Annotated in this window: 23 protein-coding genes and 1 pseudogene; 13 read left to right on the top strand and 11 right to left on the bottom strand. The window is 46.4% G+C overall.

Annotated elements, in window-relative coordinates:
- Window positions 1–117: 117 nt before the first annotated feature.
- The 4 genes from ACMUEV_RS23225 (at window position 118) to ACMUEV_RS23210 (ending at window position 3,641) form a co-directional block, all read left to right on the top strand.
- Complete coding sequence (locus tag ACMUEV_RS23225; RefSeq protein ID WP_017286722.1) at window positions 118–957, top strand: acyl-CoA desaturase; 840 nt, start codon at window positions 118–120, stop codon at window positions 955–957.
- 227 nt (window positions 958–1,184) lie between these two features.
- Window positions 1,185–2,267, top strand: a complete 1,083-nt coding sequence (gene fba, locus ACMUEV_RS23220; RefSeq protein ID WP_017286723.1) for a class II fructose-bisphosphate aldolase — start codon at window positions 1,185–1,187, stop codon at window positions 2,265–2,267.
- Between the two features lie 184 nt (window positions 2,268–2,451).
- Window positions 2,452–3,081, top strand: a complete 630-nt coding sequence (locus ACMUEV_RS23215; RefSeq protein ID WP_190649033.1) for a lytic transglycosylase domain-containing protein — start codon at window positions 2,452–2,454, stop codon at window positions 3,079–3,081.
- 185 nt (window positions 3,082–3,266) lie between these two features.
- Window positions 3,267–3,641 (top strand): DUF4870 domain-containing protein, encoded by a 375-nt coding sequence (locus ACMUEV_RS23210; RefSeq protein ID WP_190649030.1) that lies wholly within the window; start codon window positions 3,267–3,269, stop codon window positions 3,639–3,641.
- A gap of 66 nt (window positions 3,642–3,707) precedes the next feature.
- Here ACMUEV_RS23210 and ACMUEV_RS23205 read toward each other — a convergent pair whose 3' ends face one another.
- Window positions 3,708–4,442 carry a DUF561 domain-containing protein gene (locus ACMUEV_RS23205; RefSeq protein WP_190649026.1) on the bottom strand — a complete coding sequence of 245 codons (735 nt, stop codon included), beginning with the start codon at window positions 4,440–4,442 and terminating at the stop codon, window positions 3,708–3,710.
- Between the two features lie 106 nt (window positions 4,443–4,548).
- On the opposite strand from ACMUEV_RS23205, the gene ACMUEV_RS23200 reads away from it, so the two are divergent.
- Window positions 4,549–5,739, top strand: coding sequence for a pyridoxal phosphate-dependent aminotransferase (locus tag ACMUEV_RS23200; RefSeq protein WP_190649023.1), 1,191 nt, complete (start codon window positions 4,549–4,551; stop codon window positions 5,737–5,739).
- 136 nt (window positions 5,740–5,875) lie between these two features.
- On the opposite strand, the pseudogene ACMUEV_RS23195 reads toward ACMUEV_RS23200, so the two are convergent.
- The 3 genes and pseudogenes from ACMUEV_RS23195 to ACMUEV_RS23185 all read right to left on the bottom strand — a co-directional run.
- A pseudogene (locus ACMUEV_RS23195) lies at window positions 5,876–6,139 on the bottom strand (iron uptake porin); the annotation flags it as partial.
- 31 nt (window positions 6,140–6,170) lie between these two features.
- Window positions 6,171–7,328, bottom strand: a complete 1,158-nt coding sequence (locus ACMUEV_RS23190) for a transposase (RefSeq protein WP_415354608.1) — start codon at window positions 7,326–7,328, stop codon at window positions 6,171–6,173.
- 104 nt (window positions 7,329–7,432) lie between these two features.
- Window positions 7,433–8,767, bottom strand: a complete 1,335-nt coding sequence (locus tag ACMUEV_RS23185; RefSeq protein ID WP_242044497.1) for an iron uptake porin — start codon at window positions 8,765–8,767, stop codon at window positions 7,433–7,435.
- Window positions 8,768–9,113: 346 nt separating this feature from the next.
- Between ACMUEV_RS23185 and ACMUEV_RS23180 the strand changes: the two genes are divergently transcribed.
- The 4 genes from ACMUEV_RS23180 to ACMUEV_RS23165 are packed head-to-tail and all read left to right on the top strand — an operon-like array spanning window position 9,114 to window position 14,782.
- Window positions 9,114–10,190, top strand: coding sequence for an AEC family transporter (locus tag ACMUEV_RS23180; protein WP_190651895.1), 1,077 nt, complete (start codon window positions 9,114–9,116; stop codon window positions 10,188–10,190).
- Between the two features lie 17 nt (window positions 10,191–10,207).
- Window positions 10,208–13,063 (top strand): ATP-binding protein, encoded by a 2,856-nt coding sequence (locus tag ACMUEV_RS23175; RefSeq protein ID WP_348251643.1) that lies wholly within the window; start codon window positions 10,208–10,210, stop codon window positions 13,061–13,063.
- Window positions 13,029–14,405, top strand: coding sequence for an adenylate/guanylate cyclase domain-containing protein (locus ACMUEV_RS23170; protein WP_190651897.1), 1,377 nt, complete (start codon window positions 13,029–13,031; stop codon window positions 14,403–14,405). Before ACMUEV_RS23175 ends, ACMUEV_RS23170 begins: the two co-directional genes overlap by 35 nt.
- A gap of 11 nt (window positions 14,406–14,416) precedes the next feature.
- Complete coding sequence (locus tag ACMUEV_RS23165) at window positions 14,417–14,782, top strand: response regulator transcription factor (RefSeq protein WP_017286732.1); 366 nt, start codon at window positions 14,417–14,419, stop codon at window positions 14,780–14,782.
- A 196-nt stretch (window positions 14,783–14,978) separates the two neighbouring features.
- On the opposite strand, the gene ACMUEV_RS23160 is transcribed toward ACMUEV_RS23165, so the two are convergent.
- From ACMUEV_RS23160 to ACMUEV_RS23145, 4 genes are all read right to left on the bottom strand, one after another.
- Window positions 14,979–15,422 (bottom strand): SH3 domain-containing protein, encoded by a 444-nt coding sequence (locus tag ACMUEV_RS23160; protein ID WP_190651898.1) that lies wholly within the window; start codon window positions 15,420–15,422, stop codon window positions 14,979–14,981.
- Window positions 15,423–15,528: 106 nt separating this feature from the next.
- Window positions 15,529–16,329 (bottom strand): PEP-CTERM sorting domain-containing protein, encoded by an 801-nt coding sequence (locus ACMUEV_RS23155; protein ID WP_199329550.1) that lies wholly within the window; start codon window positions 16,327–16,329, stop codon window positions 15,529–15,531.
- A 253-nt stretch (window positions 16,330–16,582) separates the two neighbouring features.
- Entirely contained in the window at window positions 16,583–17,851 is a 1,269-nt protein-coding gene (sbcD, locus tag ACMUEV_RS23150; RefSeq protein WP_190651899.1) for an exonuclease subunit SbcD, read from the bottom strand.
- Between the two features lie 5 nt (window positions 17,852–17,856).
- The gene (locus ACMUEV_RS23145; protein ID WP_190651900.1) at window positions 17,857–18,657 is read right to left on the bottom strand and encodes an SDR family oxidoreductase; all 801 of its coding nucleotides are present in this window, start codon (window positions 18,655–18,657) and stop codon (window positions 17,857–17,859) included.
- 31 nt (window positions 18,658–18,688) lie between these two features.
- Here ACMUEV_RS23145 and ACMUEV_RS23140 point away from each other — a divergent pair, with 31 nt between their 5' ends.
- From ACMUEV_RS23140 to ACMUEV_RS23130, 3 genes are all read left to right on the top strand, one after another.
- Complete coding sequence (locus tag ACMUEV_RS23140) at window positions 18,689–18,943, top strand: glutaredoxin family protein (RefSeq protein ID WP_190651901.1); 255 nt, start codon at window positions 18,689–18,691, stop codon at window positions 18,941–18,943.
- A 30-nt stretch (window positions 18,944–18,973) separates the two neighbouring features.
- Window positions 18,974–20,467 carry a UDP-N-acetylmuramoyl-L-alanyl-D-glutamate--2,6-diaminopimelate ligase gene (locus ACMUEV_RS23135; RefSeq protein ID WP_190651902.1) on the top strand — a complete coding sequence of 498 codons (1,494 nt, stop codon included), beginning with the start codon at window positions 18,974–18,976 and terminating at the stop codon, window positions 20,465–20,467.
- Window positions 20,468–20,723: 256 nt separating this feature from the next.
- Window positions 20,724–21,164 (top strand): peptidylprolyl isomerase, encoded by a 441-nt coding sequence (locus tag ACMUEV_RS23130; RefSeq protein ID WP_017286739.1) that lies wholly within the window; start codon window positions 20,724–20,726, stop codon window positions 21,162–21,164.
- Here ACMUEV_RS23130 and ACMUEV_RS23125 read toward each other — a convergent pair.
- From ACMUEV_RS23125 to ACMUEV_RS23115, 3 genes are all read right to left on the bottom strand, one after another.
- Entirely contained in the window at window positions 21,161–21,847 is a 687-nt protein-coding gene (locus ACMUEV_RS23125; RefSeq protein WP_190651903.1) for a M15 family metallopeptidase, read from the bottom strand. The two genes, ACMUEV_RS23130 and ACMUEV_RS23125, sit on opposite strands and share 4 nt — an antisense overlap.
- Complete coding sequence (gene yidD / locus ACMUEV_RS23120; protein WP_190651904.1) at window positions 21,825–22,064, bottom strand: membrane protein insertion efficiency factor YidD; 240 nt, start codon at window positions 22,062–22,064, stop codon at window positions 21,825–21,827. Before yidD ends, ACMUEV_RS23125 begins: the two co-directional genes overlap by 23 nt.
- 101 nt (window positions 22,065–22,165) lie before the next feature.
- On the bottom strand, window positions 22,166–22,486 hold the full coding sequence (locus tag ACMUEV_RS23115) for a hypothetical protein (protein ID WP_190651905.1): 321 nt from the start codon (window positions 22,484–22,486) through the stop codon (window positions 22,166–22,168).
- A 295-nt stretch (window positions 22,487–22,781) separates the two neighbouring features.
- Here ACMUEV_RS23115 and ACMUEV_RS23110 point away from each other — a divergent pair, with 295 nt between their 5' ends.
- Window positions 22,782–23,021, top strand: a complete 240-nt coding sequence (locus ACMUEV_RS23110; RefSeq protein ID WP_190651906.1) for a DUF5678 domain-containing protein — start codon at window positions 22,782–22,784, stop codon at window positions 23,019–23,021.
- The last annotated feature ends 7 nt before the right edge of the window (window positions 23,022–23,028 follow it).

Raw genomic sequence — 23,028 nt, 5'->3', positions numbered from 1 at the left:
AAGTGTTACTTGCAATTGCGTTTCTCAACTTTAACGGATTTGTCGTAAGTTGGGTGATACGAATTCGGTCGTCCTCAATGTTGGTCGATCGAGAGTCAATGTTAGTAAGGGATTTTCATGACTTCTAATTCTGTTCAAGTCAACTCTGAACCAGCCCTGAAATTGGAGTGGACGAACGTTTTTTTCTTTGGGGCATTTCATGCTCTAGCGCTGCTGGCTCCGTTCTGTTTTTCCTGGAAAGCGCTAGGCGTGATGCTCTTGTTGCATTGGTTGTTTGGCAGTATTGGGATTTGTTTGGGCTATCACCGATTGCTGACGCATCGGAGCTTACAAGTTCCCAAGCCTTTGGAATACGTGTTGACTATTATTGGAACCTTGGCAATGCAAGGCGGCCCAATCTTCTGGGTTGCGGGACATCGGATGCACCATTTGCATACGGAAGATGTGGATAACGACCCGTATTCCGCACAACGCGGCTTCTGGTGGAGCCATATGCTCTGGGTGCTTTATCCCCGACAAAAGTTTTTTGATTACAACTCCTACAGAAAGTTTGCCCCCGATCTCGACAAAGAGCCCTTATATCGCTGGCTCGATCGCACGCCCAATTTCTTGATGCTGCAAATCCCAGTGGTGCTGTTTCTCTACTGGTTGGGAGGATGGTCATTTGTGATTTATGGATTTGTGCTGCGGGCAGTGTTGCTATGGCATAGCACTTGGTTCATTAATTCCGTAACCCATGTGTTTGGGTACAAGACCTATGAGATTGAGGATAATTCGCGAAATCTCTGGTGGGCAGCGCTGCTGACCTATGGCGAAGGATGGCACAATAACCACCACGCTCAGCCGAATGTCGCGAAAGCTGGACGGAAATGGTGGGAGATTGATATGACCTGGTGGGCGATTCGAGCGTTGCAATCGCTTGGTTTGGCTCGTCGCGTGATCATGCCACCGCATTGAATCTACTGAGCGTCAAAACGCGAATGTGGAGGTTTGAATCGACTTTTGCGATCGCGTTTTGATCCCGACTTATTAATGCTTCTAAAACCTATCAGAATATTTAATAGCTATTTTTACCTAACAAACCTGGAAATTCGACGACTACAGAGGCAAAAATTGCCTTAAGATTATCGTAACAATTAAGTTTGTGAAAACAGACCTTGCTGAGATAACCAGGAGAATTCGATATGGCGCTTGTCCCGATGCGGCTGTTGCTGGATCACGCGGCTGAAAACGGTTACGGCATCCCTGCATTTAACGTCAACAACATGGAGCAGATCCAATCGATCATGTTTGCTGCCCATGAAACCGATAGCCCGGTCATTCTGCAAGCTTCGCGTGGTGCACGGAACTACGCTGGTGAAAATTTCCTCCGCCACTTGATTTTGGCGGCAGTTGAAACCTATCCTCATCTTCCGATCGCGATGCACCAAGATCATGGAAATGAGCCTGCAACTTGCTACACGGCGCTGAAGAATAACTTCACCAGCGTCATGATGGACGGTTCTTTAGAAGCAGATGCGAAGACTCCTTCGAGCTACGAATACAACGTGGCTGTGACTTCGGAAGTGGTGAAGGTCGCTCATGCGATCGGCGCTTCGGTCGAAGGTGAGTTGGGCTGTCTCGGATCGCTCGAAACCGGAAAAGGTGAAGCGGAAGATGGTCACGGGTTTGAAGGTGAATTGGATCACTCGATGCTGTTGACCGATCCCGATGAAGCGGTTGACTTCGTTGAGCGGACTCAAGTAGACGCATTGGCAGTTGCAATTGGAACCAGCCACGGTGCTTACAAGTTCACTCGCAAGCCGACGGGTGAAATCTTGGCAATCAGCCGGATTGAAGAAATTCACCGTCGTTTGCCGAACACTCACTTGGTGATGCACGGATCTTCTTCGGTTCCTGAAGATTTGATCGCGTTGATCAACCAATACGGCGGTGCGATTCCTGAAACCTATGGTGTTCCTGTTGAAGAAATTCAAAAAGGCATCAAGTCGGGTGTTCGTAAAGTCAACATCGATACCGACAACCGTTTGGCAATCACTGCTGCGGTTCGTGAAGCTTTGGCATCAAACGCGAAAGAGTTTGACCCCCGCCACTTCTTGAAACCGTCGATCAAGTACATGCAAAAAGTTTGTGCTGACCGTTACAACCAATTTGGTGCAGCAGGTCAAGCGAGCAAAATCAAACAGCAACCGATGGAATTGTTTGCTGTTAAATACAAGAAAGGCGAATTGAATGCAGTAACGAACAAAACGGCTGCTGCGGTCTAATTCTTTTTCATGTGAATTGGGAGGGCTGGATGTCTAAGACATCCAGCTTTTTTTATGAAAATCTCTTATAAAAACGATTTTTTTATTCTGTTTTCCTCGATCGAACGCATCAGAAATTTCAATCATATTCAACAAAAGACACAGATACCTGTAGACTTTTTGAGTTCGTTTCTTCTTTACCTGAATGAGTCTGAATTTTCAAGCGAAGAGCTTTTGTACCCGATTTCGTTTGCCTGAGATTACGAGTATTCTTGTTTTTGCGATCGCATCTCCACTTGTTACAAACTCGCCTGTTTATGCGGCAGATATTGTTGATTCATTTTCGACGTTCATCAGTTTAGAAATTAAACCTCAAACGCAGATTGCACCAGAGGTTATGCTGATCCGCCAAGCAATTATTGGGCAGGAAAGTGGTGCAAATTTCCAAGCGGTTAATCGACATTCTGGTGCGTTGGGATATGCTCAAGTCATGCCAGAAAATTTGCCGCAATGGTCGAAAGAAGCGTTGGGCTTTTCTGTGTCAAGAAAAGACTTTTTGGCAAGCCCTGAATTGCAAATCGCGATCGTGGATTTTAAGCTAAATCAGTACTGGCAGAAGTCAATTGTGGCAAGTCGTGGAAATGTTGCGATCGCAATTCAACGAGTCGCCGCTTGGTGGTACAGCGGGAAACCGGAGAAATATACCTCAACTAAGACGCAATATTATGCAGGACATCGATATCCGAGTATTGCAGCTTATAGCCAGTCGATTTTGCGACGATATCAGCTCATTTTGAACGCACAAAACCCATCGCAGCCGCAACGAGGCGTTTAATCGGTCTGAAATCGATCGAGGATTTCGGCTAACCGTTCTCGTGAGAGTTCCGTTTAGTCTGAAATTAATATGCCTAAAGGAAAAGGCGGGAACCGTTAGAAGTGCGGTAAGCTTCACTACTACAGGCAAGATACAAAACGATAAGATCAACCTGTAAATCGAAAGCACTATAGGAGAACTCCAGGATGCAAACCACTTTTAATCCCGATAAGCGCCGCTTGTTATCCTGCCTCAGTCACGGCTCAATTTTCTTTAGTACCACTCTGTTTTCGTTTGGTGTACCGTTTGCGATCAATTTGCTTTCAGATGATCCAGTGGTGAAAGCCAACGCAAAAGAATCGATGAATTTTCACTTGAATGTTTGGTTCTGGGCGATCGTCATTGGTACACCGATCGCATTCCTCTCATTTATTACCTTCGGATTAGGTGGGTGGCTGTTCTTTCCGGTGATTGCATTCGGATTCTTACTGCACTGGGGATTAACGATCGTGGCGTTGCTCCATTGCATTGGCAAGCCAGATGAAGCGTATCGCTACCCGTTTATTTTCCGTTTGCTCTAAGGTGCTCAAATCAGTTGCTCAAAGATGAGAACCGGAACAGGTTTAAGCCGTTCCGGTTTTTTGTCTTTAAACGTTGACGGATGCGCGGGTCAGAGATTCGACTAACGAACGAACCACAGCGATCATTGCCAGTTCATCGTTGAGTTTGTGAATGGCACTGCCGACTCCGATTCCAGAAGCTCCAGCCGCGATCGCGAGAGGAGCCGTAACGCTAGAGAGACCAGATGCACAGAGTACGGGAACGGTCACGACTCTGGAGATTTCGTAAGCCGCTGCTAAAGTTGGAGCAGCTTTTTCGATTAAACCTAATGCTCCAGCGTGCTCAGGACTCGAAGAAGTGCCGCCTTCGGTTTGGATCACGTCTGCGCCTGCTTTGACTAACTGTTCTGCGAGTTCAACTTGCTGATCGAGCGGCAAGATGTGAGGAACAGTGACCGATAACATGATGTTCGGCAAGAGTGCGCGAGTTGCGTGAGTCAAGGCTAAAACTTCTTCAGCTTCAAAGCGGCGACCTTGAGCGTAGAAGCTATCGAAGTTACCGATTTCAATTAAATCTGCGCCTGCTTCGACTGCCATTGTGAAAGCTTCAGGTTCGACCGCAGAGACGCAGATTGGCAGATCGGTCAGTTGTTTTGCCATACGGATCAAGGTCGCATCGGCAGCGATATCAACGAAGGTCGCACCACCGAGATCGGCAGCTTTGATCACCGAGGCGACGTTATTGGCATCAAAGTTGTTTAAGCCACTGATGATTTTGAGTGCGTGGCGGTTGGTGAGCGCGGTTTGTAGCGTAGAAATCATGTTGCTTCATTCGAGTAAATGAGTACAGAACATTGTGCCAGAGTTAGAGAAGGATTTTGGATTTTGAAAGTTTGAATTTTGGATTTGCAGAGGGAGAGATTGAAAGATGCAGGATTCGATGCGGATGAGAGCGGTTCAGTCGCCAATTATTCCGATCGTAGGAGAGTTGATTCGGCAAACCCCCGGAACGATTTCCTTAGGGCAAGGTGTCGTAAATTATCCGCCTCCTGGTCAGGCGATCGCCCAAATCACCAATTTTCTCGCTGACCCTGCAAATCACAAGTATCAAGCGGTAGAAGGAATTCCAGAATTGAAATCCGCGATCGCTCAGAAGTTAACTACAGAAAATCGAATTGATTTAAGCGATCGCGAAATTGTCGTGACTGCTGGCAGCAATATGGCGTTTTTGAATGTGGTTTTGGCGATCGCCGATCCAGGCGATGAAATCATTTTGCAAACGCCGTTTTACTTTAATCATGAAATGGCGATCGATCTGGCAAGCTGTCGAGCCGTTCTTGTACCGACGGATGACCATTATCAAATCCAACCTGATTTGATTCGGGCAGCAATGACGCAGCGAACGCGCGCAGTCGTGACGATTTCACCGAATAATCCGACTGGGGTAGTTTATCCTGAATCAGCCTTGCGAGAAGTGAATCAGATCTGTCGCCAACACAATTGCTTTCACATTACAGATGAGGCTTACGAATATTTCACTTATGGGGTTGAACATTTTTCAGCAGGCAGCATTGCTGAAAGTGCTAACCATACAATTTCGCTCTTCAGTCTGTCGAAGGCTTATGGATTTGCGAGTTGGCGGATTGGGTATATGGTGATTCCGAAATTTTTGTTGGAATCCGTGCAAAAAATTCAGGATACGAATGTGATTTGTCCGGCGGTGGTGTCTCAGTTTGCAGCGGTGGGAGCATTGCAAGCGGGGAGAGCGTATTGTCAGGAAAAGTTAAACGCGATCGCCCAAGTCCGAGAAATTGTTTTGGCAAAATTAGAAACCATTCCGCATCTGTGTACCGTGCCAAAAGCAGAGGGAGCATTCTACTTTTTGCTGAAAGTGCAGACTGATTTAGATGCGATGGAGTTAGTCCAGCAATTGATTCGAGATCATCAGGTCGCAGTCTTGCCAGGATTCACGTTTGGGCTGAAAGAGGGATGTTATCTCCGAGTTGGCTATGGAGCATTAGAGAAGGAAACCGCGATCGAAGGAATTCAACGATTGGTCACAGGCTTGCAAGCGATTTCCGCCTCTCAATCATCGATCGATGGTATGAAAAGTCCTTGAGATGATGACCAGTCAATTTGGGATGAAAGTGACAAGCTCGATCGATATCGGTACATGCTTTCAAGTTCGGCTCCCTCACAAAAAAACTCTCCGGATTGCTCTGGAGAGTCGAAGGTGTGAAGAAAAGAATAAAGATCTAGAAAGAGAACGTCGTTCTGACGACTCCCACATATTGCGTATCATTGTTCCGATTATGCTCAGGATTCAAGATCACCATTAAACCAGGTGTGATCGAAATCTTATCGGAGACTTGATAACGGTAAAGCGCTTCTAGATGCAGCGAAGTATCACGGTCTTCGCGAGCTGCGACATCATTACTCGTTGCTTTCGGTGGCATTCCCACAATGATGCCGCCTAAATTCCCTTTTTTGCCTAAGTCAGGAAATGCTAGAGCCACTGACCCTTAGTGATGTAGAAAACTTTTTGCTGTCTCACGATGAGAACGTGGTGACTTTGGAGAATAGAATCCTTTGATTTAAACGATCGCGCTTACTTTGAGAAGCACATGCCGTCGGTGGACTCCGACGTGGCAGAGGCTGAAATCGGGGCAAGGGTTGACCCAAATGACGAAGTTGTTTGAGATAGCGCAAACCAAGTTGCAGAAAACTCAAGCCTCGCTCTGGATGGGAATCGAGCCGTTTGCGTTGACCGCAACGCACGAGCAAAAAGCCTAAAACCAAAGCAATCAGCGTTGCCATATCGAGCAGCATGAACAGACGGGTAAGCCCTGTGGCATCGCGTAAATGAGAGCCAATGATGTCAAAGGCAGCAGATTTGTAGTCTTTAATGTGCGGTTCAATTCCGCCAAAGCGATGACCATAGCGCTCAAACGTCTGTAATGAAGGGGGTTGGCTACTGAGGACAGCCCAAGGCTCTTGTCCCCCTGGCAGTGTAGCAGTGGCGAGATGGCAGGGGATGTCTTCGAGAATTGTCACGTTCGGGAACAAGTAAGCCTGCTCGACTGGAGACAGCAATTGAGCAACAGACTGCGATACACCGGGAGCGAGGGTAATCGTGAGATTGCTTTTAGCCCGAATCAACCAGTCCCATGCGTGTCGATTGCACCACCGCATCAGTTCGCCATGCTCAAAGCCACGGTCTGCCAGCAGCGTCACCCGACAATCAGAGGGCAACAGGCTGAAAACTTGCTCTAAGACAGGAAGATAAGCTTCAAAAGCAACTGTTGCACTGCCATGTTCCAAAACCATCTGAGCTAAGGTGAACGAGCGTCCACCCCAAACAAAGCAGACCCCAATCCAACAGAACTGATCCCACAACACACTGGTATCGAGCGTCAGCAGCAAGTCTGTCCCGGCAAAGGCACAGAGCAATTGCTGCAATAATGGAACATAGAAGGTTTCAGCATTGACCTGCGGATTGGTCAGTAAGTAATTCAAGCGAGCATGGTGACTGCGGGCGGTACAACCGCGATGGCTCAAATAGGGCAACCAATGATTCAAGCAGGCGCTCTCGGATTGTAGAATTGCAGCAACCGCTTCGGATACGCCCTCTAAGTGCCGTTGGTCACGCGGTTGAATCCATTGACGGAATTGGTCGATTAGTTCACGATACAGATGGGGCAGTTGCATGAGATTGTTTTTGTGTAGGAACTTAAGCCTCTCACAATTTGCCCCGCCCAAGCCATTCTTGTCTCACATGAGACTCTCGATAAATCAGACGTTTCAGGACTTTTCTACATCACTAAGGCCACTGACCAATTGAAAATGTCTGCATCTGCACCTCGGTTCACCCCAGCTTTTGCTTCTGCATTGGTCAATCCAACCCAACCAGAGATATTAAACTGTGGGCTGACTCGAAAACTTGCGATCGCGCCATAAGAATTTGTCAGCGTTGCCGTATTGCCGAAGGGTCTTTGAGCAAAGGCGCTGCCTGTACTACCAGTTGTATCCACCGCTGTCCCCGAGTAGTAAGCGCGCGCGTAGGTTAAACCAACACTCAAGTTTCTGCTAGGACTCAAGATCAACTGGGCTAGAGCGCTATGATTGCCATCAAATAGTCCTGCTTTCTCTTCAGGAGAACTTGCATTTCGGGCACGATAAGCAAGCGAGAGCGTAGCGGTATTGCCAAATTTATGTTCTAAAGCAACACCGGGTCCATCTACGGCTCGATAGATGGGACTATAACGACCGAACCGCGATAAAGCACCACTGCCATCACTTTGCAAAAATGGATTCAATGGATTCGCGATATTTTCCGAGCCATAAGCATTCGCGATCAGCCAAACCCGAGTGTTATCTCCCAACGGAAAGCGATAGTACAAGTCATCAACTCCAACCTGTCCGCCACTATCTCCATCATAAGAAAGCCGCGTCATATTGGTTCCAGTCGCACTGCCGCTGAGAGGAATAACGTTGCGACCTTGTAATCTGACGCGCAGTTGATCTTTGCCTGTAAAGCTACTCTCAAAATTCAATCGTGCCCGATAAGAGAAGGTCGGATTATCGCTCAAAGCGCCGCCACCTGCTCTTTCATCCCCAAAAACACTCGCACCTGAGAAGATGACTTCTCCACGGAGCTTTGTCGTCGTGGAGAATTGCTGTTTTTCTAATGTCGTGGTTCGAGCTTCAAGTGAATCTACTCGACCTCGTAAGGTAGCAAGTTCTGCAGCAAACTCTTCTTGTAGCTTTTGCAATGCTGCTAGATCTTCTTTTTTAACGAGGTCTGCTGTTGCTGCGGCGATTAACTCATTGACACGATCGAGACAGGCATTTAATCCTGCTGCAAATTCATAGCGGGTTAGGGCGCGATTGCCGCGATAAGTTCGATCAGGATAGCCTGCGATACATCCGTATCGTTCTACTAGAGACTGGAGCGCCTGAAATGCCCAGTCAGTCGGACGCACATCGGATAATTGGGAAACGGAAGTAACCTGCTTTAATGTACTTTCTCCTAGTAAATTCTCATCTACTGATCGCACTTCGGAAGCAGCAGCCTCTCCTGTTTGCATTAAAAAAACAGACAGTGCCAAGCCTGAAAGCCCTGCCAAACCTCGAACAATATTAGACATCACTCAACTCACACTAGATAACTTGCTCCACTTTATTGGGAACTAAGGTCAATAGCGACCCTACCACTTACTAAGAATTAATGTCAATACTGAGACATAAAGCAATTGGTAAGTAAAGATAAAACCTTTACCTCGACATTTTTTTGATTCCTATATTGTAAATAATTGCAAATATTTCTAATTAAGCTAGATAGCAATGAAGATCATCTCTCAATAATTGGTTGATGATGTGGAAAGTCACGAAGATAGGCTTCTGAGTTTTTCAAGGACGACCGAATTATTGCGGAGATGTCGTTCTTGAGGTGATTTTTGGGTACTAAGGAAACGTGCAGAGAGCTACCCGCGCATGAACCCCTTAATTCTCGAAAAAGTTGTCTCCCTTCTATTGCTCATCGGCATTGGCTATCTGCTCAAACCGAAATTTTCTGCACCGAATTCCACCGCAGTTTTACGCACATTCATCTTAAGTGCTGCGCTCCCTGCAACTATCTTTCTATCGACCATTGAGATCAACACGAGCCTAAATTTAGTTTTACTTCCTGCGTTTGCGCTCTGTGTTAACTTCTATCTCTTAATTCTCGGCATTCTGTTTACGCCGTTAGTACTAGACCGGAAGAATGCGGCGCAGGCGAGAGCTTTAATCCTGATGTTTCCATCGCTTGCGCCGGGTCTTACCGTTTACCCCTTTATTGAGCAGTTTGTCGGGCGACAGGGGCTTGCTTGGGCAGCGTTGGCAGATATGGGGAACAAGATTTTTGTGCTGATTGGCTTGTATATTCTGGCTTACTTATGGGTCGCTCGATCGCAACAGCAAAATAGCAAAATTCAATGGGTTGAACTAGGAAAATTTTTACTGACTGAACCTGTGAATATTGCGATCGTATTGGGGATGGCTTTGGCAACATTTGGGCTAAATGCAGGCACACTTCCCAACGTTTTAGTCGAAACAATTCAGAAAATTGCGCTTTGCTCAACTCCCCTCATTCTCATGTATGTGGGAATTTCGCTGAAATTGAAATTACTAGAAGCGAGTAAAATCTTGGTGATTTTGCTTGGGCGAGCAGGGGTTGGATTTTTGCTGAGTAGCTGCGCGATCGTGGTGCTGCAACCCACTTCGATCGAAGCAACAGCTTTGTATGTGGCACTTCCGCAAGCATCTTGTAGCCTCTGGGCATTGTTACATACCACCAAAATTAATGAACTATACCCGGCACAAGCTGAACAATTCTTTGACTTAGGCTTTGCAACAGCAATGCTGGCGATGTCAATGCCTTTTTCGGTGATCACGCTACTTTTTATCTTTTCGGCTGACCAATTTTTCTATGCACCTGCCCACTTGAACTTAGCCGGGATGTTCTGTTTGGGAGTGTTTCTGCTGTTTGTTTCTGCTCGAAAGCTGACGCTTGCCCTATTCGCTAAATAACCTGCCAGAGGAATCCTATGAAATCAATGACTCGTCGTAAAATCGTATCTTTACTACTACATGGTAGCTTTATCGCTGCTGTGGGAGTGACTGCGTTTACGAGCTATTGGATTGTGCGGGGTATTATTCTCAGCACACTCAAAGAAAATGCATTACTGAAAGTGCAATCTGCGGGATTAGAGATTGATTCTTGGCTGAATCGGCGCTTAGGCGAAGTCGAGTCAATGTCGAATAGCGTCGAAGTCCGATCGATGAATTGGGAGATTGCAGAGCCGTTCTTACAGCTAGAACAAGATCGACTGGCTGACTTCTGGATGTTTATCTTAGTCAATCCGGATGGCTCGTATGCCACAACAAGAGGCGGATTTGCAACCGGGAAGAACTTGAGCGATCGCGAATATTTCCAAAAATCTATGAAAGGAGAATCGAACGTCTCCGATTTGATTATTTCCCGTACCACAGGCAAACGGCAAATTAATATTGCTGTGCCAGTTTGGTCAATTCCGTTGGCGAAAGCAACGGACAAAGATCGAGCAGAAATGCGATCGAAAAGCTTATCTTTCTACAATTTACCCGTAAATGAGCAGTCGAAAGTAACGGGTATTCTTGCAGGAAACATTCCCATTGCTGAAGTAACAAGAGCAATTTCAGCAACTCAGCTTGGCAAAGGAAGCTATGCGTTTGCGCTCGATGCTCAAGGCGTTGCGATCGCTCATCCTAACTCAGCATTTACTGAAGGGCTAAAGAGTTTAACCCAGAATACTGATTCAACTCTTGCCGCGATCGCTCGGTCGATGACAGCCCGCAAACAAGGCGTTGAAATGGTCACACTCGATCACAGATCGGTTTATGTTGCTTATATGCCGATTCGTCGTGCAAATTGGTCAGTTGCATTAGTCATTCCACGTGAGAACTTAGAAGAGCAATTAAATGCGTTGAATACGCTAACGATGGTCATGGCAGGACTGCTCGTTGTAGTTATGATTACTGCACTCACACAGTTGAAGCACTGGGAAGAAATTCGCGAGCGAGCTGAGCAAGAAACGGCATTAAACAATCAATTACAAGCGACCAGTCAGCAACTGCAATCGACTCTGGCATATCTAGCAACAATTCTAGATAACTTGGCTGATGGATTACTTGTTAGTGATACCGAGGGAAGTATTACTTGCTACAATCCGGCACTGCTTAAACTGTTTGGCTTAGAAGAACAATCTTTGAATGGCAAGTCAGTTCAAGCCATTTTTAAGCAAGACTTAGTGAATCTGATCGAGCGATCGCAAAATCAAGAAACACTGGTGACTGAAGTTGAAATTGCTCAAGGCAGTGTTGGTAAGGCAGTTGCTACATCAATTCTGGATGGGACAGGAATTAAGATTGGAACTGTTGTTTTAATTCATGATATTACGGCTGAAAAAGAAGTCGATCAGATGAAAACCGACTTCATTTCAACGGTTTCTCATGAACTGAGAACACCGCTGACTTCAGTTTTAGGCTTTGCCAAACTCATTAAGAAAAAGCTAGAGGAGGTTGTTTTCCCCTCACTGGATACGACTGATAAGAAAATGCAGCGAGCGGCACGTCAGGTCAATGACAATATCGACATCATCGTGTCTGAAGGAATGCGATTAACCGCGTTGATCAACGATGTGCTCGACATTGCCAAAATGGAAGCCGGTAAAGTGGACTGGAAATCTGAGCCACTTCAGATTACCGAAGTTGTAGAACGTGCGATCGCGGCAACGTCTGCCTTACTGCAAGCGAAGAATCTCACCTTAGTAGAACAATTTGATCCACATTTGCCGCAATTGGTTGGCGATCGCGATCGCTTAATCCAGGTCGTGATCAATCTGCTCTCGAACGCGATCAAATTTACCGACAGCGGCGATATTACGTGTAAAGTTGCTCGGCAAGGCGACACGATTGTGGTGAGTATTACAGATTCGGGCATTGGCATCAGTCCTGAAGATCAGCCCAAAGTCTTTGAGAAGTTTAAGCAAGTGGGAGATACGCTGACCGATAAGCCAACTGGAACCGGGTTAGGGTTGCCGATCTGTAAGCAAATTATCGAGCATCATGATGGACAGATCTGGGTCGAGAGTGAAATTGGCAAAGGCAGTACGTTCTCATTTAGCTTGCCGAGTTCTGCTTCTCCGACTCACATCAGAGAAATTGATTTCAGTGCATTGATTCAGCAATTACAGCAGGGTAGTGAGGTCAATGCAACGCAAAAACGGATTTTGATCGTGGATGATGAAGCTCCGATTCGTGCGCTGCTGCGCCAACAGTTAGAAACAGAAGGCTATCAGGTCGAAGAAGCTAGAGATGGCAAAGAAGCTATTCAGATGGCGAAGGAATCGCTTCCTCATTTGATCATTCTGGATGTGATGATGCCTGAAATGAACGGGTTTGATGTGGCTGCGGTCTTGCGGCATCATCCTCAGACGATGGGAATTCCCTTGATTATTTTGTCGATCGTCGATGCGCCTGAACGCTGTCATTCGTTGGGAATCGATCGCCATCTCACGAAACCCATCAACTTAGAAGTGCTTTGCCAAGAAGTCGAATCGTTAATCGCTCAAGGGAGATCCCCGCGCAAAATTCTGGTAGTCGATGAGAATGAAACGACCTCGAAGATTCTTGTGGATATTCTTCGCTCGAAAGGCTTTACCGCAGTTGAAGCAACGAACGATGCAGAATTACTCAAGAAAGTTGCATCTACCCAACCGGATATGGTCATTGCCAGCGTCAAATTTTGGGAACACTCAGATAGGGCGCAGGATCTTTCACAAGCTGAAGGGTTACAAAACGCTGTGTTTTTATTAGTTGCAGAACATCATGGTTCCCATTCGCTTGAAACGACTCGTTGCTAAATCTGAGGTCAAGGAGATTCTGGCTCGTCTTCAAGCGCTCAGTGCAACTTCAGTTTCAATTCAAGATCGTGAAGGGCAGACAATTTGGGGCACGCCGACTGAATCATCGAAATATCCGATTCAGGTCGATGGAGAACTGATCGGCTATGTGATTGGTGAAGCAACTTTTGCATCGGTTCTGAGCTACATTGCTGCCCGAGAGATTGAGAAAAAAACGTTGGCTCAGGAAACGCTCGATCGCTATAAAGAAGTAACTCTGCTCCACAATCTTTCTGAAAAAATGACTGCAAGCCTAGAAGTCGAAGCAGTCGCGGCTTTAGTGCTCAGTGAAGCGAAGCGATCGATTCAAAGTGATTGTGGGGCTGTGATGCTCCTGAAAGCGGCTGAGTTAGAGGTCATTACCGCGTTTGGAAATTCACCGACTCAATTGCAGGATGGAATCTTAGAAGCAGTTCTAGAACATCAAAAAAGCGATATCGTCAATGAGGTTTACTCAGATGCAAGGTGTAATCCAGAAGAATCGAAGCTCCATGCCTTGATTGCGGCTCCTTTGAAGGTGAGCGATCGCACGATCGGGGTCATGATGCTCGGCAGCGAACAGGCGATTACGTACACCGCAGCTGATTTAAAGTTACTCAATACGCTAGCTTCGCAAGCCGCATCCGCTCTAGAGAATGCGCTTTTGCACAAGCAACGATTGCATCAAGAACGAGTCAAAAGTAATCTTGAGCGCTATGTGCCCGCGCAGCTTGTGCAAGCGATTCTCGATGCGAGTGGGAGCTTTTCGCTGGTTCCAGAGTATCGACAAATCAGCGTTTTATTCTCGGATATTCGCAATTTTACTCAGCAATGCGAACAGTTGCCGCCAACTGAGATGGTGGAATATCTCAACACTTACTTTACGCATATGGTGGATGAGATTTTTACTCACCAAGGCACGGTCAATAAATTTGTGGGTGACATGATTGTGGCGTTGTTTGGTGCGCCTTTTGAGGTGAGTCATCATGAGACTTGTGCGATCAAAAGCGCGATCGCGATGCAGCAAAGAATTCGGACAATCCCGATTGATTGGATTCAGAAGCATTTTCTGACGGGGATTGGCATTAGTTCAGGGCGCGTGATTGTTGGCAATATTGGTTCTCCGCAGCATATGGACTATACGGCGATCGGCGATGAAGTGAATGTTGCCTCTCGCTTGCAGTCGGTTGCGAAGGGGGGGCAGATTTTAGTCAATCGCAATGTCTATGAGGCAGCGAAAGATCGCTTTTCGTTTCGAGAAGTTGGGACATTGACTGTGAAAGGTAAAACCCAGACGGTTGATGTATTTGAAGTACTGTACTAGAGGATAGAATCATGAAAATTTTGATTGTTGACGATGAGCCTCATATTCGTTTGTTACTAGAGCAGACCTTAGAGGAGCTTGAGGATCAAGATGTTGAGCTTTTGACTGCGACGAATGGAAAAGAAGCGATCGAGGTGATCCAATCGGAACGTCCACAACTTGTGTTTTTGGATGTGATGATGCCGTTTATGAACGGGTTTGAAGTGTGTCAGACGGTCAAGCAGGAGATTGAAGATATCTATATCATTCTACTGACTGCCAAAGGTCAGGAATTTGACAAGCAAAAAGGAGCCGAAGTGGGAGCAAATCTCTATTTGACGAAACCTTTTGATCCTGATGAAGTCATGGCAAAGGCTGTTGAAGTCTTGGGTTTGTAGAGCAATTCTGTTTGAAGTGTAAATGCTAAAAAGAGTGGGAAGTTTTGATCTCTTAGGAAGAACTCCCCACTCTTTTTAGCATTGCTATATCTCAATGAAGAGTTTCCACGATTCAAGTCCACTCAACACGTGATCGATCGCTAAGTTTTTTCACGGTTTGAGCGAGGTCGAAACTCAAGCAGGATATGTTCCGAACTTAGTTACTCACTTTCTCGACATTTCCAGCGCGCACCCATCCTTCTGTATTGTTAGCCAAACGGATTTTTTGCCAGCTTCCATCTGCGCTGGTTTCAATCACCGTCACTTGCTGATTAAAATCAACCCCACCGATAGAAACAGCGTCCAGCGAAGGTGCATCGCGGATCACTAGCCCGATCGATTGCGTTACCTTTGCCGGGAAAGCTCCAGTTGGAAGCGGGGTTGCAGAAGTTTCGGTTTTTGCCGCTGTCGGTTTTGCTGTTGCCGCAGGCTTTGCTGCTGGTGGTTTTGTTGTAGGTGTATCGTTCGGAAACATCGGTTTCGAGGGCGGCACAGATAGCCGCGCGATCATCACCCGTGCTGCAACTAGCCCGCCAGCCGCCAAAATTGCGATCGCAAGCAGCACACCAAGGAAGAATTTCAGAACTGTAGACCAGCGCATAACGATCGACTCTAGGATATCGACCAGATTTTAACACCAGATTTTCCAAACTGACGCAGTTCTCGCTGATTTGCGAGATGACAGGCAAATCAGCGGAAAATTAGGTCTAAGCAGTTTGACTCGACTTACGACGGCGAGCAAAGGTCATTGCTCCAGCGACCAAGCCCAATCCTGCAAACGCTGCGGGTTCTGGTACAGATTTAGGTGGAGTATCAGGTTTTTCTTTCACCTGCACTGCCCATTCTTCAAATCCACCTTCTGCACCTGAAAACTTCGAGTACAGATATACATACTGATTGGGACCGGAAAATAGGCTGTCAGGGATGTAAGTCAAGAGATCAGCTCTGCCACTTCCTGCGTTGGTATCCCGGAGTTTGACGGTGTTGTCCTCGTTGCCATCTAAATCAAAGATTTTCACGGCATTGCCACCGAAGGTTGGATAATTCACCAAGTTGCCTGCGTTGCCCAAGAAAATTTGCAATTTCTCTAGGTCAATTAGGGGCTTGTCTTGGTCTCTGGGAGTGGCATTCGGCTCGTTGATGTCCAAGACAAACTGGCGATATTTCACGCCTCCAATCGTAAAAATTGGAACATCGCTGAGTTTGAGCGATCTCGTAAATTGCGGGCTGTTATTCTCATTGAACTGCAAAGGGCGAGCGTCTGTGTTGTAGCCTTCTTCAACAGTGCTGTTGCCAGGAGATTGTAACCGCACGAAAGAGTTCAAAACGCCTGTCCCGGCTGGATCATTTGGATCAATCTCTTGAAAGAATGCTCCGTTTAATGTTCCATTTTGCAAGCCTGAATTTGTGAGATTTAAGGTTGCTGCGGTTGCGTGAGAATTTCCAAAAGCGCCCATGAATGCGGTACAAGCGATCGCAAACACGCTGCTTTTATTAATTTTTTTCATGATTCTCTAGTCTGAATCTAGGTGAATACTGGTATGTTTTAGACCTGCTGAACGCAGTCTAATTGCATAGATTTCGTCGTTTCTATGGGGCTTTCATGACTAAATCTTAGCGAACTGTCGAGAAATCACCTTGATCTCTAAAGCAATTAACTAAGTCTTTATTAAAATTGCCCGAATCGTGAAGCTAATACGTAAGTAGTAGTACTGTATATTCTCAACTCCACAAATCAGTGTTTTTACTAGTATTGCTCGTCTACAGTAACCGCAACTGCGTCTCTTCAACGCCTGCTTCTGTTTCGATGTAAAACTCTTCTTGAGCGAGCAAAGCTTTTGCTGCTTCTAGAATCGGTTCTGCTAAAAGCTTCAGGTCTTCTCGATTGGCTAAATAGGCCTGCAATGCATCTAGAGGTGCGATCGCGCTGCCAACGCCCAATTCTGGTAAGCGCGATCGCGACATTTGACTGATTAAGCCTGCCTGAATCGTGTAAGTATGAGCAACTTCTAACGTTTCATGCAAAATTGCATCATCGATTAAGTCAATTTGCTCTGGGCGAACTTGATAAATGACACGCACGACTGCATCGGTGATGTCTCTTTTTGCGATCGCTTTGAGTAAATCGGCTTGAGGCGTGTCGGATTCGGTTAAATCTACTTCAATTGTGCAGAACGATCGCACTGGCAAAGGACAAAACTTGATCGCTGTAGAGCCACGTTCTAGATCGACTAAAACAAAGCCTTTCTCTTCGTGTTCTTCACTAAAATCAACTCGTTCAATACTTCCTGGATACACGACGAACGGATCTTCTGACAAAATTTGATGTCGATGCACATGTCCCAATGCCACATAATCGAACGCGTCGCGAGTTAGAAACTCCAATGGAATTGTGAATCCTTTTCCAACCGCAAGAAACCGCTCTGCGCCGTAGTGAGCAGCATCAACCATTAAATGCGCGAGGAGAACCGTTGGGATTTCTGGATCGAGCTTGCGAATTTCGCCTTCCATTGCAACTCGTAATCGATCGAGTAATAAATGCCCGACATCCGACATGGATAATCCTTCGGTTTCGGGTCGCGTTAATAACGTCGATCGCGTTAACCACGGCAAGGTAATGATCTGCACGTCTCCGCTGCGGGTTTGAAGGCGATACGTTTCTAAGCGATCGCCTACAATCACATTCGGAACGCACAAGGTTCGATAAATGCACAAACTTGCGCCTCCAACTCCTTGAGAATGTTGGTCATGATTGCCAACGAGTAGAACGGCTGGAATGTCTGCATCCACTAAGCGACGAAATTGACGCGCAAAGGCTTGCTGAATATAAGGTGGCGGAGTCGCATCCGGAAAAGCATCACCGCCAAATAGTACTAAGTCAACTGACTCAGAAATCGCGCGATCGATACAGCGCGCCAAGGTAGCGACAAAATCCTCCAGTCGAGTATTCAACCCAGTTTCAGGGTTAATCTTGCCGTGAGCAAACCCGCTTCCAAGATGAATGTCCGACAGGTGGAGAATTTTGACCATACCGATCAGTGAAAGTTACTGCGAATAATTGTACTAAAGATATGGCTGGGCAGGAGCTTTCTTAAGATCACCGCAGTCCATGCGCCCGGATCAGCTGGATATCGCAGTCTTCGAGACGGATCGGTTGCAGCTTTGTAAATCGCCTTGGCAACGACTTCGGGTGCAGGTGCTTTTTCTCCAGCTTGGTTCATCTTCGGAATGATCTTGTTGACGTACTCGTCGTAAACCTTGAGATCTGAAGTCGCAATCTCAGGAGAGCGATCGTAGAAGTCCGTTTTAATCGGGCCAGGTTCGATCAGTTTGACTCGAATATTGAATTGCTCTAATTCGTACTGCAATCCTTCTGAAAAGCCTTCTACTGCCCATTTTGTCGAGTTATAGAGCGAGTAAGTTGGAAAAGACATTTTTCCACCGATCGAGGCAACGTTGATAATCACGCCCGACCGGGACTCTCGAAAATGCGGCAATAAGGCGCGTGTAACTTCCATTAATCCGAATACATTCGTGTCAAACTGCCGCTGGATTTGAGCAGGGGAGCAATTCTCGAATGCGCCCATGAGACCATAGCCTGCATTGTTGACGAGAACATCAATTTTGCCGAATTCAAGAGATTTTGCGATCGCAGTGTGAATCGAATCTGAATTTGTCACATCTAGCGGCAGAACGTGTATCTTGTCGGATGAGAAATTTGCCTTTTCTGGATTTCGCATGGTTGCAATTACGTTCCAGCCTTTTTCGGCAAACAAAATTGCCGTCGATCGACCAATTCCCGTCGATGCACCCGTAATGAGAACTGTTTTAGACATAAGATTTCAGTGAGTTACGACGAGAATACAAATGAAACTAATTCTGTACAGTAAGCCAGGATGCCATCTCTGTGAAGGATTGCAAGAAAAACTTGAGCAGATTCACTCGCTCGCTTTTGATCTTGAGGTTCGAGATATCACCACTCGTGAGGATTGGTTTGCGGCTTATCAGTACGAAATTCCGGTTTTGTATCTCGACGATCGCGCTCTGCCCCGTCCTTCGCCAAGGTCGTCGATCGCACAATTGGAATCTATGTTACAGAATTACATGTCAGCAAACGATTAGAAACTGAAAAACTCAGGCAAGGAGAGAGCGATGCAACTCAGAGAACTTTTGGCAACGTTGGGAGAACTCCCGAATCATCCTGCATTGGAAGCCGAAGTGAAGGGACTCACGACGAATTCCTTAGCGGTTCAGCCTGGAGATGTGTTTATCGGAATGCCGGGGACGCGGGTGGATGGTGGCGATTTTTGGCAAAGTGCGATCGCTGCTGGAGCGATCGCTGCCGTTGTTTCACCTCAAGCTGCTGAAAAAGCGAAAAGCGATCCTGCCTTTCAATCTGAGAATCCGCCTCTGGTGATTCCGTCTAGCGATATGGCTCAAACTTGCGCCCAACTGGCAACGACGTTCTATCACTCTCCTGCCCAAAAGCTCAAAATGATCGGAGTGACTGGCACGAATGGTAAGACGACGACGACGCATTTAATCGAATATCTGCTAGAGCGATCGGGCAAATCTCCAGCGTTATTAGGAACGCTTTACACCCGTTGGAAAGGCTTTCAACAAACGGCACTGCATACCACTCCTTTTCCGGTTGAATTACAACATCAGTTGAAAAGCGCGATCGATGCAGGTTGTGACTTTGCCGTGATGGAAGTGAGTTCTCATGCGTTGGCGCAGGGGAGAACTTTGGGTTGTGAATTCGAGGTGGCAGTCTTTACAAATTTGACGCAAGATCACCTCGATTTTCATCGCGATATGGATGACTACTTTGCGGCAAAGGCATTGTTATTTGATTCGAGCTATTTGAAAGGAAAAGCGATCGTCAATCTGGATGATGCTTATGGTAAGAAATTGGTGGAAAAGCTAGATCCAAAATCAGTTTGGACATATAGCACTCAAGAGAAAGCCGACCTTTGCACCAGCAATTTGCAATATGAGTCCGATGGTGTGAGTGGAACCTTGCATACGCCAATGGGAGATGCAGCCTTTAAATCGCCTTTAGTTGGACAATTTAACCTGGCAAATTTACTTGCTGCAGTTGGAGCCGCATTGCATTCTGGATTGGAATTAAGTGCGATCGTCGAAGCGCTGCCTGGTTTCTCTGGTGTGCCAGGACGCATGGAGCAAGTGCAAATTAAGCCAGATCAAGACATTAGCGTAATTGTGGATTATGCCCATACGCCTGATAGTTTGGAAAACATGCTGAAAGCGTCTCGTCCGTTTATTTCGGGGCAGATGATTTGTGTGTTTGGCTGTGGAGGAGATCGCGATCGTACCAAACGCCCGAAGATGGGAAATATTGCTGCAACTTTGGCAGATCAAGTAATTGTAACTTCTGATAATCCGAGAACTGAAGATCCAGAGCAGATTTTGAAGGATGTCGTGGCAGGCATTCCAGATACAGTCAATCCGACAGTAATTGCAGATCGCGCAGTTGCCATCAAAACCGCAATCATGCAGGCAAAACCGGGAGATGGAGTTTTGATTGCAGGCAAGGGGCATGAAGATTATCAAATTTTAGGAACGGAGAAGATTCATTTTGACGATCGAGAACAGGCGCGGGCGGCGTTAAGCGATCGGTATTAATTTGAGTGATAGCTGTAGGGAGTGGGGAGTGGGGGAATGAGAAATTGCCTGACTTTCCTACTCGTTTACCACAATCAATCTGATAGAGGGATTAGAAAAAACCGGACTCAGAGTGCTCTCTAGTTCCCCACTCTGCAAAATTCATGCGGTTGACTACTCCCTACTCCCCACTCCCCACCATTTTCCCCTCCCACCCATGCCTCGATCCTCAATCTCCCTGATAGGATGGAAAAGCCGAAAACGAAGGGCTTAGATTATGACTCGCGCAATCATGGAAACCGACAAGGGCACAATCAATCTCGAATTGTTTGACAAGGATGCCCCAAACACCGTCAAGAATTTTGTCGATTTAGCAAACAAAGGCTTTTACGATGGGCTTGCATTCCATCGCGTCATTCCCAACTTTATGATCCAAGGTGGATGTCCAAACTCGCGTGAAGGCGCACCTGGAATGCCAGGAACCGGAGGCCCTGGATACAAAATCAACTGCGAAATCAATCCGAACAAGCACGAAGCAGGCAGCTTATCGATGGCTCATGCTGGACGCAACACGGGCGGCAGCCAATTCTTCATCTGCCATTCTGCACAGCCTCACCTCGATGGCGTGCATACTGTCTTTGGTAAAACCGAAGATATGGATGTTGTGAATGCAATTCGTGGAAACGATCGCATTCTTTCCGTCAAGATCGAAGGCTAAACTCTGCCATATTTCGCGATCGCATGGGCTGATGAATCTGCTTGATTTGTCAGCCATGCCCAAATCTGATCTCCATAAGAAAAGTGCCACCATTCGTTCCAGTGCTGCTTAAATCCGGTAGCGGTCATTGCGTTTAATAGAATTTTGCGATGCTGACCGTATTCTGAATCTGGTGGAAAATGATTTGGAAACGATCGCTCTGAAATCTCATCAATTTCTGATCCCATATCGATAACATTGCCATTTTGACCAATTAAGGTAATATCGATCGCGGCTCCCGTACTATGAGGTGGAGGTGTCGCAGGATCTAGATTCGGCATTGCCCAAAATTGATAGACTTGTTGCTGAAATTCTCCTCTCTGCGTTTCTGAAAGTGTTTCTAATTGCAATCCATTTGCATTGACTAATTCTGTAAACGTGTAATCGACCATAAATTGCTGAACTGCAACTGGGCGATAGGCATCAAAGATTTGGATTTTCCAGCCGGGTCGAATTTTCTGCAATTCTGCATCGGCTTGAATTAAGCGATCGAGAATTCCTGCTCTGACAAAAAATGGCGACTTCTCTCCATAAGGTGCGCCTAATTTTGCATAAGGATGTGGGGTGACTCGATTGAACTGCTCTGAAATTTCGACCAGAGGTTCATGGCATTCGGCGATCTCAACTTTCTGATAAGGTTTCATCTTTTTTCGGTGGAACAGGATCATAACCGCCCGGATTGAGCGGATGACAGCGACAAATTCGACGCACCGAGAGCCAACTGCCCTTGAGTACGCCATGTGTTTCTAAAGCCTCGATCGCATATTGTGAACAGGTTGGGTAAAACCGACAAGTCGGCGGAAACAACGGTGAAATTGCGATACGATAGCCTCTTACCAATCCGATCAGCAGAAGTTTCATGAATTTCGTAATCACTCGCGATCGCTTTTCTTCATTCTAAGTTGCCTGATCGCTTTAACGGCAAGACTGACGATCGCACTCAATCTGACGCTCGATAAGAATTACGTTAGCGCGGTTGATAGTGCAGTGTTTTCTTGAATTTGTGCCAATACATCTAAATACCACCACCATCGCTCTGCGGGGATGTCTTGAATCCGTCGTGTTGCGGCTAAATCTAAAAACTGAGAGAGTTCTAGAAGTACTTGTGGGGCTTGCTGGATGAGGCGACGATCGGCTTGACTGAGGAGAGCTTTTTCTTGATTGGAAAGCGTTGATTCTACTGCCAAAAGGCGATCGCGCATTTGCAACATCTCTAGCTGTTCAGCGCCGCTCGCTTCTGGAAATTCTGTACTCACTGCGTACTGTTCGAGTAGAGGATTCATCACAGTTCTCTTAGTTGTCCAACAGATAAAAAGTTAGGATTACTCAGGTATTTTTCTGGATTGTCAGGTGGGGTTCGGCTTCACCAGGTTTCTAAGTAATCTGATTTCTAGCGCGATCGATTGCCGCAATGAGTGACTTTTTGAATGCTTCTGAAAGAGTTTAAGCCATTTTGCCTAACTGAGCTTCTGTTCTATCGTTGCAATACTGTGTTGATTATAGGTGAGCGATCTCATTCACTCCGACAATTGATCGCATATTGATAGAATTGAGAATATTGTCAATGAGGCTGAGAGTATGGAAGTCCAAATGCTTGCCGACATTCTCGCATCTGATAGTCAATGGCTTGCGACTCATTATGACGAGCTGATTGCAAAATATCCTGGTAAAGTGGTTGCGATCGAAGGTGGGCAGATTGTAGGCGTTGCTGATACTAGGGAAGAAGTGTGTCGTCCTTTTGTTGAAGCAGGCGTGGAAGTTTTGCCCTTAGTGATTGATGTTCCTCACCCAGAGACATCGTATGATTTGTTGATTTAGTAGGTGT

It is taken from the genome of Leptolyngbya sp. FACHB-1624 (assembly GCF_047649235.1).
In the GTDB taxonomy this organism is placed as follows: domain Bacteria; phylum Cyanobacteriota; class Cyanobacteriia; order Leptolyngbyales; family Leptolyngbyaceae; genus Leptolyngbya; species Leptolyngbya boryana.
Note: the sequence above shows the minus strand (reverse complement) of the source record. Positions and strands in the feature narration are given on the sequence as shown.

What these genes read in the sequence shown, in the direction of transcription:
- ACMUEV_RS23225 (WP_017286722.1), top strand. Translation starts at nt 118, where the DNA reads ATGACTTCTAATTCTGTTCAAGTCAACTCTGAACCAGCCCTGAAATTG.
- fba (WP_017286723.1), top strand. Translation starts at nt 1,185, where the DNA reads ATGGCGCTTGTCCCGATGCGGCTGTTGCTGGATCACGCGGCTGAAAAC.
- ACMUEV_RS23215 (WP_190649033.1), top strand. Translation starts at nt 2,452, where the DNA reads ATGAGTCTGAATTTTCAAGCGAAGAGCTTTTGTACCCGATTTCGTTTG.
- ACMUEV_RS23210 (WP_190649030.1), top strand. Translation starts at nt 3,267, where the DNA reads ATGCAAACCACTTTTAATCCCGATAAGCGCCGCTTGTTATCCTGCCTC.
- ACMUEV_RS23205 (WP_190649026.1), bottom strand. Translation starts at nt 4,442, where the DNA reads ATGATTTCTACGCTACAAACCGCGCTCACCAACCGCCACGCACTCAAA.
- ACMUEV_RS23200 (WP_190649023.1), top strand. Translation starts at nt 4,549, where the DNA reads ATGCAGGATTCGATGCGGATGAGAGCGGTTCAGTCGCCAATTATTCCG.
- ACMUEV_RS23190 (WP_415354608.1), bottom strand. Translation starts at nt 7,328, where the DNA reads ATGCAACTGCCCCATCTGTATCGTGAACTAATCGACCAATTCCGTCAA.
- ACMUEV_RS23185 (WP_242044497.1), bottom strand. Translation starts at nt 8,767, where the DNA reads ATGTCTAATATTGTTCGAGGTTTGGCAGGGCTTTCAGGCTTGGCACTG.
- ACMUEV_RS23180 (WP_190651895.1), top strand. Translation starts at nt 9,114, where the DNA reads ATGAACCCCTTAATTCTCGAAAAAGTTGTCTCCCTTCTATTGCTCATC.
- ACMUEV_RS23175 (WP_348251643.1), top strand. Translation starts at nt 10,208, where the DNA reads ATGAAATCAATGACTCGTCGTAAAATCGTATCTTTACTACTACATGGT.
- ACMUEV_RS23170 (WP_190651897.1), top strand. Translation starts at nt 13,029, where the DNA reads ATGGTTCCCATTCGCTTGAAACGACTCGTTGCTAAATCTGAGGTCAAG.
- ACMUEV_RS23165 (WP_017286732.1), top strand. Translation starts at nt 14,417, where the DNA reads ATGAAAATTTTGATTGTTGACGATGAGCCTCATATTCGTTTGTTACTA.
- ACMUEV_RS23160 (WP_190651898.1), bottom strand. Translation starts at nt 15,422, where the DNA reads ATGCGCTGGTCTACAGTTCTGAAATTCTTCCTTGGTGTGCTGCTTGCG.
- ACMUEV_RS23155 (WP_199329550.1), bottom strand. Translation starts at nt 16,329, where the DNA reads ATGAAAAAAATTAATAAAAGCAGCGTGTTTGCGATCGCTTGTACCGCA.
- sbcD (WP_190651899.1), bottom strand. Translation starts at nt 17,851, where the DNA reads ATGGTCAAAATTCTCCACCTGTCGGACATTCATCTTGGAAGCGGGTTT.
- ACMUEV_RS23145 (WP_190651900.1), bottom strand. Translation starts at nt 18,657, where the DNA reads ATGTCTAAAACAGTTCTCATTACGGGTGCATCGACGGGAATTGGTCGA.
- ACMUEV_RS23140 (WP_190651901.1), top strand. Translation starts at nt 18,689, where the DNA reads ATGAAACTAATTCTGTACAGTAAGCCAGGATGCCATCTCTGTGAAGGA.
- ACMUEV_RS23135 (WP_190651902.1), top strand. Translation starts at nt 18,974, where the DNA reads ATGCAACTCAGAGAACTTTTGGCAACGTTGGGAGAACTCCCGAATCAT.
- ACMUEV_RS23130 (WP_017286739.1), top strand. Translation starts at nt 20,724, where the DNA reads ATGACTCGCGCAATCATGGAAACCGACAAGGGCACAATCAATCTCGAA.
- ACMUEV_RS23125 (WP_190651903.1), bottom strand. Translation starts at nt 21,847, where the DNA reads ATGAAACCTTATCAGAAAGTTGAGATCGCCGAATGCCATGAACCTCTG.
- yidD (WP_190651904.1), bottom strand. Translation starts at nt 22,064, where the DNA reads ATGAAACTTCTGCTGATCGGATTGGTAAGAGGCTATCGTATCGCAATT.
- ACMUEV_RS23115 (WP_190651905.1), bottom strand. Translation starts at nt 22,486, where the DNA reads ATGAATCCTCTACTCGAACAGTACGCAGTGAGTACAGAATTTCCAGAA.
- ACMUEV_RS23110 (WP_190651906.1), top strand. Translation starts at nt 22,782, where the DNA reads ATGGAAGTCCAAATGCTTGCCGACATTCTCGCATCTGATAGTCAATGG.